At 69.6% G+C, this 11,477-nt stretch carries 13 protein-coding genes; 2 read left to right on the forward strand and 11 right to left on the reverse strand.

The window, feature by feature from the left end; translation table 11 throughout:
- Positions 1–195, reverse strand: a 195-nt coding sequence (locus M3Q23_01265) for a translation initiation factor IF-2 N-terminal domain-containing protein (protein ID MDP9340742.1), incomplete at its 3' end; no start/stop codon positions are given.
- Positions 196–199: 4 nt separating this feature from the next.
- Positions 200–466, reverse strand: a complete 267-nt coding sequence (locus M3Q23_01270) for a YlxR family protein (GenBank protein ID MDP9340743.1) — start codon at positions 464–466, stop codon at positions 200–202.
- 72 nt (positions 467–538) lie between these two features.
- Here M3Q23_01270 and M3Q23_01275 point away from each other — a divergent pair, with 72 nt between their 5' ends.
- Positions 539–760: a hypothetical protein gene (locus M3Q23_01275; GenBank protein MDP9340744.1), complete on the forward strand. Its 222-nt coding sequence runs from the start codon at positions 539–541 to the stop codon at positions 758–760.
- 12 nt (positions 761–772) lie between these two features.
- Here M3Q23_01275 and nusA read toward each other — a convergent pair whose 3' ends face one another.
- From nusA to M3Q23_01305, 6 genes are all read right to left on the reverse strand, one after another.
- Positions 773–2,092, reverse strand: a complete 1,320-nt coding sequence (gene nusA, locus M3Q23_01280; GenBank protein MDP9340745.1) for a transcription termination factor NusA — start codon at positions 2,090–2,092, stop codon at positions 773–775.
- Entirely contained in the window at positions 2,089–2,568 is a 480-nt protein-coding gene (locus M3Q23_01285) for a ribosome maturation factor RimP (GenBank protein ID MDP9340746.1), read from the reverse strand. Before M3Q23_01285 ends, nusA begins: the two co-directional genes overlap by 4 nt.
- Before the next feature lie 127 nt (positions 2,569–2,695).
- Positions 2,696–3,499, reverse strand: coding sequence for a polyphosphate kinase 2 (gene ppk2 / locus M3Q23_01290; protein ID MDP9340747.1), 804 nt, complete (start codon positions 3,497–3,499; stop codon positions 2,696–2,698).
- Positions 3,500–3,568: 69 nt separating this feature from the next.
- Positions 3,569–3,907: a hypothetical protein gene (locus tag M3Q23_01295; protein ID MDP9340748.1), complete on the reverse strand. Its 339-nt coding sequence runs from the start codon at positions 3,905–3,907 to the stop codon at positions 3,569–3,571.
- Between the two features lie 148 nt (positions 3,908–4,055).
- Positions 4,056–4,343: a hypothetical protein gene (locus tag M3Q23_01300; protein MDP9340749.1), complete on the reverse strand. Its 288-nt coding sequence runs from the start codon at positions 4,341–4,343 to the stop codon at positions 4,056–4,058.
- Between the two features lie 31 nt (positions 4,344–4,374).
- The gene (locus M3Q23_01305) at positions 4,375–5,208 is read right to left on the reverse strand and encodes a 2-oxo acid dehydrogenase subunit E2 (GenBank protein MDP9340750.1); all 834 of its coding nucleotides are present in this window, start codon (positions 5,206–5,208) and stop codon (positions 4,375–4,377) included.
- Between the two features lie 356 nt (positions 5,209–5,564).
- Between M3Q23_01305 and M3Q23_01310 the strand changes: the two genes are divergently transcribed.
- Entirely contained in the window at positions 5,565–6,011 is a 447-nt protein-coding gene (locus M3Q23_01310) for a hypothetical protein (GenBank protein ID MDP9340751.1), read from the forward strand.
- Here M3Q23_01310 and M3Q23_01315 read toward each other — a convergent pair.
- From M3Q23_01315 to M3Q23_01325, 3 genes are all read right to left on the reverse strand, one after another.
- Complete coding sequence (locus M3Q23_01315; protein MDP9340752.1) at positions 6,008–6,355, reverse strand: helix-turn-helix transcriptional regulator; 348 nt, start codon at positions 6,353–6,355, stop codon at positions 6,008–6,010. The two genes, M3Q23_01310 and M3Q23_01315, sit on opposite strands and share 4 nt — an antisense overlap.
- 251 nt (positions 6,356–6,606) lie before the next feature.
- Positions 6,607–8,316: a proline--tRNA ligase gene (locus M3Q23_01320; protein MDP9340753.1), complete on the reverse strand. Its 1,710-nt coding sequence runs from the start codon at positions 8,314–8,316 to the stop codon at positions 6,607–6,609.
- Positions 8,317–10,021: 1,705 nt separating this feature from the next.
- The coding region (locus M3Q23_01325) for an AAA family ATPase (protein ID MDP9340754.1) at positions 10,022–11,477 on the reverse strand (1,456 nt) is incomplete at its 5' end.

The following is an 11,477-nucleotide window of genomic DNA, read 5'->3' on the forward strand; positions in this document are numbered from 1 at the left end:
GGGCAGAGGGGCGACCGTCGCGGCCCGGGGCCTCGCCCCCGGCACGGTCTTGCCGCCGGACGCCCGGAGCCGGGGGACGGCCTCCTCGGGAACGGCCGACGAGGCCGTGCGGCCACCCAAGCCCATCTCCTCCAGGGCCGCCAGGATGTCCTTGCTCGGCACGCCGAGCTCTTTGGCCAGCTCGTGAACTCTCAAGTCTTCAGATCTCCCTCAGGGTCTCAGTAAGGTTACCGGCTTCCTCGGGCGACAGGCGGGTCCGAAGCGCGTAGGCGAGCGCGCCCCGGCGAAGCGCGAGGCGAATGCATTCCGGGTCCCGGTGGACGTAGGCGCCCCGCCCGGGCGCCTTGCCGCCCGGATCGACCCGGACGCCCTCGTCGCCCGTGACCAGCCGGACCAGGTCCCGCTTCGGCGCCTTCACCCGGCAGCCCACGCACGTTCGCTCGGGCTCGCGTCTGGGCCTCGCCACCGTGTCCACCTTCGCCTTGCCTGCCGGGTCGCGGCCCCCTAGCGTACGCCCGAGCCTGACGGAGAGGACCACGTGGCCACGCGAGACAAGCGGCAGGGGTACCGGATGATGGGGACGGTCCTGCTCTTCACGGGAGCCGCCCTGTTCGCCGCGGCCGTCGCCCTCGCGGTGGCGGCCGTCGACGAGCACGGCCACGCCCGATCGCTCCTGTTCCTGGTCGCCGGGGCATTCGGGTTCTTCGGGATCGGCGACCTGGCCATGTCGGCGTGGGCCAGGCGCCGCGCCTCCCTCTGAGGACCGCTCCGCTCAGGCCGGGGTCGACGCCTCGGACTCCGGCTCGGACTCCGCTGCCGACTCGGACTCTGACTCGGCTTCCGGCTGCGCCTCCGCGGCGTCCGCGGCTTCCACGTACTCGTCGGCGTTCGGCGGCAGCTCCGGCTCGGCCTCCGCTGCGGCCTCGGCAGCCTCGCCCACGGGCTCGCCGGCCTCCTCGCCAAGGGGCGCGGGCTGCGGCTCCTCGGTGGGCCCGCCGGCTTCCGCGGCCATCTCGGGAGCGGCCTCCGGCGTGGCCGGCTCGGTCGCGGTCGGCGTGACCGGCGTGGAGGCCGGGGCCGGACGGCGGGACTCCTCGGCGAACTGCGACTCGCTCTTGATGTCGATGCGCCAGCCGGTCAGCCGAGCCGCGAGGCGGGCGTTCTGGCCCTCCTTGCCGATGGCCAGCGACAGCTGGTAGTCGGGGACGATGACCATGGCCGTCTGGGTCTCGGGGTCGATGCGGACCTCCTTGACCTTGGCCGGCTGGAGCGCGTTCGCGACGAACTGCGCGGGGTCGGGGCTCCACGGCACCACGTCGATCTTCTCGCCGCGGAGCTCGTTCACGACCATCCGTACTCGCGAACCCTTGGCGCCGACGCAGGCACCGACCGGGTCCACGCCGGGCTCGTTCGAGGACACGGCGAGCTTGGAGCGGTGCCCGGGCTCCCGGGCCACGTTCTTGATCTCGACGATGCCCTCCTCGATCTCCGGCACCTCCAGCTCGAACAGCTTGCGCAGCAGGCCGGGATGGGTCCGGCTGACCACGATCTGGGGGCCCTTGGTGCCCCGGCGGACCTCCGTGATGTAGGCCTTCAGGCGCTCGCCGTGGCGGTAGGGCTCCGAGGGAACCTGCTCCGCCTGGGGCAGCAGCGCCTCGACCTTCCCCAGGTCGAGCAGCGTGTACCGGTGGGAGTCCTGCTGGATGATCCCGGTGACGATGTCTCCCTCGCGGCCGGCGAACTCCTCGTAGGTCATCTCGCGCTCGGCATCGCGGAGCTTCTGGTAGATCACCTGCTTGGCGGTCTGGGCGCCGATGCGGCCCTTGAACTCGTCGGTGACCTCGACTTCCTTCTCCTGGAGGAGGTTGCCCTCCTCGTCGAACTGCTGCTCCCACATGCGCAGCTCGCCGGACTCGGGGTCCAGCTGGCAGCGCGCGCCGAACAGCTCCTCGTCGAGCTCGGGGTCGTGCTGGCGTCTCCACGACTTGTACGCGGACGCCAACGCCTCCTCCAGCCCCGCGAGGATCGTCTCGAACGGGATGCCCTTCTCGCGGGCCAGCTCCCGCAGCGCCGTCACCAGCTCCTGATTCACTTCTTCCTCTCACCCTTCCGGGGGGCAGGCCCTGCCGGCGTGCCCCATTCGAACACCGTCCGCGCCGAGGCGACCTCGGCCAGCGGGATGCGGTGCGCGCCAACCTCGGTTGCCACCGTGATGGCCTCGCCGTCCGCCGCGACCAGGGCGCCCGTGTGCGACCGCGCCCCCTCGACCAGCGTCGACGTGCGGACCCGGACCTTCTCGCCCACGTGGCGCTCGAAGTCGCGGGCGCTCCGGAGCGGCCGCTCGACGCCCGGCGAGCTGACCTCCAGCGTGTAGTGCGCCGGCCCGAAGTCCTCCAGGTCCAGGCGCCGCGAGATGCGCTCGGAGGCCTCCGAGATGGTCTCGAGGTCGAGGCCGCCCTCGCGGTCCACGGTCACCCGCAGGACGCGACTGCGGCCCTCCCGGCGAAAGGAGGCCTCGACCAGCTCCAGCCCGGACGCCTCGACCACCGGCCGGACCAGCGCCTCCACGTCCATCTCCTACCTCGTCAACAGGCCCTTCGAAAAAGAAAGTGGGCCCGAGCCCACTCCCAAGACAAAACCTCTGGCAGGACCAAGTATAGCGGCTGCCGTCCGGCTCGCCCGGCTCGGACCCGGCTCAGGTGGTGAGCGTGGCCGCGTGATCGGGAACGTAGGTGTAGATCTCGCGGGGCGGACGGACGTACCCCTCGTCCTGCTGGCGCTTGGGCAGCTTCACGACGGGGAGCTCCTTCGGCGTGTACGGGACCCGGCCCAGCAGGTGCGCGATGCAGTTGATCCGGGCCCGCCGCTTGTCGTCTGCCTCAACCACGAACCAGGGTGCCTCCGGGATGTCCGTGTGCACGAACATCTCGTCCTTGGCCCGGGAGTAGTCGATCCACCGGGTCCGCGAGGACAGATCCGTCGAGGAGAGCTTCCACCGGCGCATGGGATCGGTGATCCGCGCCTCGAAGCGCCGGGCCTGCTCCTCGTCGCTGACCGAGAACCAGTACTTCGTCAACAGGATGCCGTCGTCCACCAGCAGCCGTTCGAAGATGGGGCACTGCCGGAGGAACCGCCGGTGCTCGGCCGGCGCGCAGAAGCCCAGCACCTTCTCGATACCCGCGCGGTTGTACCAGCTCCGGTCGAACAGGACCATCTCGCCCGCCGCCGGCAGCTCGGCGACGTAGCGCTGGAAGTACCACTGGGTCCGCTCGCGCTCGGTGGGGATGGGCAGCGCCACGATCCTCGCGATCCGCGGATTGAGGAACTCGGCGATCCGCTTGATGGCGCCGCCCTTCCCGGCCGCGTCGCGCCCCTCGAAGATGACGATGACCCGGGCCCCCGTGTCGCGGATCCACTCGGCCATCTTCACGAGCTCCTCCTGGAGCCGAAGGAGCTCGCGCTCGTAGGGCTTCCTGGGGAGCTTCTGCGCCACAGCCAACGCGTCACCCCCTTTCCGGCGGCCCGATCAGTGCGCGAAACGATAGCACCGCGGCATAAGCCGCCCGCCTCAGGTCACTCGGATGTGGAAGTCGAACGAGGACTCTCCCTGGGGCCACGTCCCGAACACGTCGAGGACGTAGTCGCCGAGAGGGACGGCGATGCGGTCCCGCCCCGAGGAGAGGTCGAGCTGCTGGACCACACGGAACCTGTCCCCCTCGAGACGTCCGATGCCGGCCTGCACCCTGGTCGCATCGCCGGACAGCCGCAGGGTCGTCCCGGAGGCGACCTCGATCGGCCGCGTCGGAGTGCCGATCCCAGCGACGTCCACGCACGTCCCGACGGAGCCCTGGGTCCAGCAGGAGCTTCCCTGCACGGGCTCCTGGCTGGTCGGGCCGAAGAGCAGCAAGGCCGATGGCTTTCGGGCGCCGGCGTGGAGCTCCAACCTGAGCTCGTGGTGGAGACCCGACGGCGATGGCGGCATTGGAGCCTCTCGCGTGCAGCCTGCGGTGAAGAGGACGAGGAGCACCGAGCCGAACGCGCGGATCATGGCCGGCCTACAGGGCGCGGCGCTGGCCGCCGGGCTCGTTCCAGTGGTCCCGGCGGTTCATCCGCTTGGCGATGGACTCGTCGTCCCACCCGTCGTGGACGGTCACCCCGAGCTGCTCCGCGACCTCCTGGCATTGCTCCTTGGTGAGGTACACGGCGCGGGTCCAGTTCCCCTCGCCGTCGATCAGCAGGAGGTCCCAGGTGCCCCGGCCGATGCGCTGGATCACCGCGTCGATCCCCTCGTGCTCGGCGGCGAACCGCCGGAGGTCGGCCGGAACCTTCGCGCTCGTGGTCATGGCGCGAGCGTACCCGCCGGCGCGCCGGGTCTCACGTGGCCCCAGTCGGCACGGCCACCGGAAGTTCCACGGTCGTGGGGTCGGGCTCGAACGAGGCCGGGTCGTTCAGGTACGCCTTGAACGGCCGGATCAGGTTGCTGATGTGCCAGCCGTCGGCGTAGCGGTGGTCGATGGTCGCCGTCAGCGGCAGGACCGGCCGGACCTCCACCCGTCCGTCGATGGCCACGGGCTTGTCGTGGATCTCCCCCACCAGCACCAGCAGCGGCATCTTGTAGAACCGCGCCAGCGGCGCGAACCCCTGCGGGATCCCGAACATCCCGATGCTGGTGATCATGGCGCTGCCGAACGGGCTGGCCTTCACCCCGAGCGCCTTGATGCTGCGGTTGCGGTCTCCCGCAACCCACGCCGAGAACCGCATGGACGGCCGGAGCAGCCGCCGGGGCATCGCCGCGATCGACTTCTTGGTCTTGGCGAACTCCTGGTCGTCGCCCGCCTTCATGCGCGCGGCGCGGTCCCGGAGCTCGTGGGCCACCTCGAACACCGACTTCTCGTCGGCCCGGTCCACCCGGACCCCGGACAGCTCACGGCCGCCCTCGACGGCGGCGATGAAGAACACGTCCACCGTGTCGCGCGGGATGACCTTGCTGCCGCGAATCCGGACGTTGAAGTCGGGGACCTCGTGCAGCGCGTGGGCGGTGGCCTTCCCGACCAGGTGCGTTGCCGTCACCGGATGCCCGGCCGCTCGGGCCTTGCCCATCAGCTCGAGCAGCGGCGTCGCGTCGAACTCGAGCATGCCGTACATCTGCGGGTCGTCCGGCGGGCTCCACATGGCCCCCGCGATCTTGCGCCACCCCTGGATCTTCACCCCTGCCACCCCCTCGTTCCGATTCCCAAGAGTGGCAGCAGAGGGCGTCGGTTCGCAAGGCGGATAGCCCTCCGTTCGCTTCCAGTGGGAATCCTGCTCATCACGTCCCCTTCGGTAGCCTGCACCGTCGCGGAAGGAGAGCTGCTCCTCCTCACGTTCGACGACACAGCCTGATCCCCAGTGCCAGACCCGGCCGCTCGAAGAGGCGCTGCTAGCGTTCCGCTCGAAAACAATCGCTTACCTCTGCTGGACTAGAGGCGGTGCCTTCCAGCCAGCGACATCGGCTCAGGTGTAACCCAAGGTAAGGGGTACGAGGATTCCAGAAGGGGCCGGTAATCGGGAGCGGAGGATTGACCTTGCCAAAGGGCAGGAAGCAACCACCCACTCCATGGTCGATCTTCTATTTCAAACGACACCACGAGGACGATCCTCGTCGACCAGCTCCTGGTCGGGACTACGTCGAAGCGTGTCCCACTGGAGTCAAGGCCGACATCTTCGCGACGCTCAAGGCGGTTGCCGAGGCTCCTCCGCCCCAGTTCAGCGGCGGGGGAAGATGGATCGCGATGCACGGCTCGATGAAGGGCTATTACGAGGTTCGGATCATGGGTCCCGGCAGGTCGCTCTACCGCGTCTTCTGCCTGCTTGAGCGAGACACCCAGGAGTTGGGCTTTGGCAACAACGGCGTCGTTGTCATTCAGGGGATGACGAAGGCGCACGGGACAGCGTTCACGGCGACGGAGTACGCGTCAGTGCGGGAACTCGGCGATGAGTATCGTGCGCGGAAGCCTCGCAGCGTGATCTAGGCCGCGCGTTGGCTCCTTCGGCGACGTCCTGTTGGCCCGCCCTGGTCAGCTGGGACCACTTTCACTCTCAGACCCAGGGCATCGGCGGCGGCAACGACCGTCTTCATCGTGGGATTCGGTCGTTCGGCAGAAAAGAGCCGACGGATCGCCTCCGCCTGGACGCCCATCCGCCGAGCAAGCTCAGCCTTCGGGATAGCCTGCGCAGCTCGCGCGGCATCGAGAGCTCGAACCACCTCATCGATGGCGTCAATCCGCGCACGTGTGCGCTCGTATGCGATCCGGAACTCCGGATCTTGCATATTCCTCTCGAAATCAAGATCGAATGCTGTCTTGCGCTGGCTCATCAGACCTCCTTCGGCCCTGGCACCGTAACACAGGAGTTACGCCTCGTCCACATCCAGTTCGGAGCGCTGGCAAAGAGGTCTTGAGACAGTTGAGAATTGGCATAGCAAGGCCCAATCGGAGGAAACAGTATTTCTGCAGCTCAGAAGGGATGCTTGACACCGGGAGTAGGCTCGCGGCCGGATCGCAAGCAGGTCAAGGAACCGCCCCGAGCCTACTCCCGGTCACCGAATCCATTTCCTTCACCAAACCATCAAGGCGCTCTTGCCAAGGCTTCCAGGGCCCCGTCGGCGGCGGTGTCGAGCGGCACCTTGGACCGTTCGCCGGAGGCCCTGACCTTCAGGTCGATCTGTCCGGACTCGATGCCTCGCTTGCCGATCACCACCTGAACCGGGAACCCGATGAGGTCCGCGTCCGCGAACTTCACGCCGGCCGTCACCTCCCGGTCGTCCAGGACGACCTCGACGCCCCGATCGGTGAGCTGGCCGTAGATCCGCTTCGCGGCCTCCACCACCGCGGGCTGGTCCATGTTTGTGGGCACCACCACGACCTGGAACGGCGCCATCGCCTTCGGCAGGGTCAGGCCGGCGTCGTCATGGAACTGCTCCGCGGCGCCCGCCGCGATCCGGGTGAGGCCGATGCCGTAGCAGCCCATCTCGTAGGGCCGCTCCGTACCGTCCTCGTCCACGAACGTGGCCCCCAGCGGCTTCGAGTAGCGGGTTCCCAGCGAGTAGGTGTGGCCAACCACGATCCCCCGGTCGCGAAGGAGCCTGCCCCCGTCGACGGGGCACGGGTCCCCCGGCCGGACCTGGGTCACGTCCTCCCACCGGTCCACCCGGAAGTCGCGGTCCGGGTTGGCCCCGGTCACGTGGAAGTCGGCACGGTTCGCGCCGGTGATCCAGTTCGCCCCGGCGCGCATGGAGAGGTCCGCGACGATGGTCACGTCCGGACCCATCGCCTGCGGACCCACGTAGCCCTTGATGAACCCGCGCTTGGCGAAGTCGTCGTCGTCGAGCGGTCGCACCGGGGCCGGCCACATGACCCGGCCGACCTTCTCCTCGTTCACCTCGCGGTCGCCCGGGACCAGCACGGCCACCGTGCGACCGCCAGCGTCGTACAGCATGCACTTGAGCATCTCTGAGGGCGGCCGCCCAAGGAACTCCGACACGGCCTGGATGGACGAGCGTCCCGGCGTCGCGACCTCGGTGAGCGGCTCCAGCGGCCCCTGATCGCGAGGCTCCGGTGCTCGGGCCACGGCAGCTTCGACATCGGCGGTGTAGTCGCCGTTCTCGCAGTGGACGAACTCGTCCTCGCCGACCTCGGCGATGGCGATGAACTCGTGGTTGACGTCGCCGCCGATCTGGCCGGGGTCGGCCTCCACCACCGCGTACCGGAGGCCGCACCGGTCGAAGATGCGCCGGTACGCCTCCATCATCACGTCGTACGACGCCTGGAGACCCTCCTCGTTCCGGTCGAACGAGTAGGCGTCCTTCATCAGGAACTCGCGCCCCCGCAGCAGCCCGAACCGGGGCCGGAACTCGTCGCGGTACTTCCACTCGATCTGGTAGAGGTTCACCGGCAGGTCGCGGTAGGAGGTGAACTCGCTCGCCACCAGGGGCGTCACGACCTCCTCCTGGGTGGGCCCGAGGCCGAGCTCGCGTCCGTGGCGGTCCTTCACCTTGAACATGAGGTCGCCGTAGGTCTGCCACCGCCCGGTGACCTTCCACGGCTCCGAGGGCAGGATGATCGGCATTCGGATCTCCTGGGCCCCGGAGGCGTCCATCTCCTCGCGGATGATGGCCTCGATCTTGCGGAGCATCCGCCAACCGAGCGGCAGCATGGTGTAGATGCCGGCCATGACCTTGCGGATGTAGGCGGCGCGCAGCATGAGCTGGTGGGAGGCCACGTCGGCCTCGGCCGGGGCATCCTTCAGGGTGCGCGCGAACAGCTTCGACATCCGCATGGAAGGCAAGGATACGGAAGCTACGGGCGCGCCGACTCCAGCTCGCGCAGGCGCGCCCCCAGCGGACCCTTCTCCAGGCCGAACGTCCGGACGATCTCGCCGGGGCGCTCGAGTTCTCCGGCCTCGAGGCGGCACCGGGCCTCCTCGTACGGCAGCTCCAGGGACCCGTACAGCTCGGCCGCCCGGGCGAACGACGCCGGATCGCGCTTCAGCCACCCGTCCGCCTCGGCCACCACGGCCTCCCATGAAGGGTCACGCAGATGCGGGCGAACCCGATCGAGGAGAGCCGTCGCGCGGTCCTCCGGCAGCAGGCGAGAAGCGAGGGGGAGGAGATCGACCAGGTGGGAGAGCGCCGGAACCGACGTGACCAGCCCCGCTGCCTCCTCGGCCGCCTGGCTCGCGGAGGCCATGTTGCCGCGTGCGAGCTCGAGCTCCGCCTCTCGATCGAGCATCAGCGCGAGGAACTCCGCGCCTCCCAATCCCCGCGCGGCCGGCAGGATCTCGTCCAGGAGGGTCCGCGCCTCGTCGAGCCTTCCCTTCCGCAGGGTCACCTGGATCAGGGTCGATCCGGCGTTCACCAGGCCGGGGGCCGCGTTCATGGTCCGCTGCGTCGAGAGGGCATCCCTGGCCAGGACCTCGGCGTCCTCGTATCTCCCCAGCATGGCCAGGGACGCCGCCTCGTTCGCGGCGATGAACGCCTCGAAGTTCGGAGCCCCCACGCCCCGCATGACCTCGCGGCCCCGTTCGCAGAGCTCGACCGCTTCGCGATGCCGCTGGAAGATAGCGAGGCAGGACGGCAGGTTCGTGTAGATCCGGCCGATCGCTTCCGCCTCCCCGGAGAGCTCCGCCAGCTCATGCGCCTCGCGGAGTCGCGGGATGCTCTCCGGGTCCCCCACGAAGCTCAGGCAGACCCCGATGTTGTTGAGGAACTGCGAGCGGTCTCCATCCAGCCCCAGGCCCTCCGCGATCTCGAGACCCCGAGTGGCGGCGGCCATGCTGGCGTCGCTCTCGCCCAGCAGCATGTCCGTGGTCGACGACCACAGGAAAGCCTTCACGAGCTCCGGGGAGGGGCCGAGCGGCTCGAGCAGCTCGATGGCCCGAGCCAGCGTCTCCGTGGCTCGCGTCCCATCGCCGCCGATCCAGTACACCCGACCCAGCGTGGCCAGGGCCCGGCCGGCCTGGCGATCGTCGCCGCGGGAGCGCCATCCCGCTTCCGCCTCGACGAGCGCGGTACGGGCTCCCCCGATGTCCCCGCCCATCAGCCGGCTCCATCCGAGCTTGTGGAGCAGGCCGAGGCGCCCCTCCTCGTCCCCCTCTCCCCACAGCCGGAGCGCGGTCTCGAAGCGGTCCTTCGCCTCCACGAAGCCCATGCGCTCGCTGGCCAGGTCGCCCGCCTTCACCGCGTAGGCACGAGCCTTCTCCGGTACCTCGGCCCGGCCGTAGTGCTCGGCCAGGGACTCCAGGAAGGCCGGATCGTCGCCGGCGCTCGCCTCCAGGGCCTCGGCCACCCTGCGATGCAGATCGCGTCGCTGGCGGAGCAGGAGCGTCTCGTACACGACCTCCTGGATCAGGGCGTGCTTGAAGGCCCACTGGTCAGGGCCCTGGGACACCAGCAGCTGCGATCGCGCCAGCTCCTCCAGCGTGAGTCCGAGGTCGCCCTCGCCGACGACCGCTTCGATCATGTCCGTGGTGAACGAGCGCCCGATCACGGCGGCCTGGTGCAGCACGTCGCGTTCCCTGGCTCCCAGGCGATCGACGCGGGCCAGGATGGTTCCCTGGACCGTCTCCGGGATCTCGACGTCCACCCGAGCCAGCACCGCGGTGCCATCCACGACGGCCAGCGACCCCAGCTCCAAGAGCACCTGGAGCAGCTCCTCGATGAAGAACGGGTTCCCCTCCGCCCGGCTCGCCACCAGGCGCTCCAGGTCCGGCGGAAGCTCGTGGACACCGAGGAACCCCCGGGCCAGGGCCACGCTCTCCTCCGCCGAGAGCAGCTCCAGGCGGATCCCGGTGTGGCTGGCCCGCAGCGCGGTCCGCTCCACCTGCTCGAACCCCTGTACGCGAGCAGGAGCATGAGCGGGGCTCCGCCCAGGCGCTCCAGCAGGAACCCCAGGAGGTCGAGCGAGGAGCGGTCCGCCCAGTGCACGTCGTCCAGGACGATGAAGGTCGGACGGCCGGCCGCCGCGCCCAGCAGGAGCTGCCACACGCCAGCGAACACCTGCCGCTTCTTCTGCTCGTCGGCCATCCGGACGGCCGGCGGGGCGCCGCCCAGGCCGAGCAGCGTGGACACCAGGATGGCCGTCTCATCGTCAACGCCAAGGTCCGCGGCCCGGTGCTTCAGGTCCTCGACGTCGTTCGGGATCCCTCCCAGGATCCGTTCCAAGAGGTCCAGGAACGGGCCGAACGCCCGTTCCCCGCCGCAGGCGATCCGGACGTCCAGGCCGCCTTCCCGGGCCGGGAACTCTGACAACAGCCGGGACTTCCCCACGCCCGGGTCCCCGATCAGCGAGATCACGTGGGTGTTTCCCTTCAGGACCGACGACCACAGAAGGTCGAGCAGCGACAGCTCGTCCCGTCTGCCCACGAAGGGGGCCTGCCGCCGGGCCGACCGGCCTCGTGGCCCGATGACCCGGTACGCCTCCACAGGCTGCTCGCGGCCCTTCACCTCGAGCGCGCCGATCCGCTGGCTGTCGTAGCCGTCCCGCACCCGCCGCCAAACCGACTCGGACACGGTGATCTCGCCCGGGTCGGCCACCTGCTGGAGGCGCGCCGCCACGTTCACGGCGTCGCCCATCACGCCGGTCTGCGTCCCGTCCCCCACCTGGCCCGACACCACCAGCCCGCTGTTGATCCCGATGCGCAGGCGCAGCGGCGTCGGAGTGTGCTCCGAACGGCGGCGGACCGCTTCCAGCATCTCCACGGCCGCCTCCACGGCCCGGTCCGGGTCGTCCTCGTGGGCGGTGGGGGCGCCGAACACCGCCATCACGGCGTCGCCGATGAACTTCTCCACCACGCCACCGCGCTGCTCGACCTCCCGGGTGAGGTCGGAGAACGTCTCCGTCATGAGCGTCCGGAGTTCCTCCGGGTCCAGGTGCTCGGCCAGCGTGGAGAACCCCACCAGGTCGGCGAACAGGATGGTCACCGGGCGACGTTCGCTGGGC

The sequence above is a fragment of the Actinomycetota bacterium genome, assembly GCA_030774015.1.
GTDB lineage: Bacteria > Actinomycetota > UBA4738 > UBA4738 > JACQTL01 > JALYLZ01.

Excerpts from the sequence above, each read along its gene's own strand:
- M3Q23_01315 (MDP9340752.1), bottom strand. The coding sequence starts at position 6,355 with ATGAGCCAGCGCAAGACAGCATTCGATCTTGATTTCGAGAGGAATATG.
- M3Q23_01320 (MDP9340753.1), bottom strand. The coding sequence starts at position 8,316 with ATGCGGATGTCGAAGCTGTTCGCGCGCACCCTGAAGGATGCCCCGGCC.
- M3Q23_01300 (MDP9340749.1), bottom strand. The coding sequence starts at position 4,343 with ATGACCACGAGCGCGAAGGTTCCGGCCGACCTCCGGCGGTTCGCCGCC.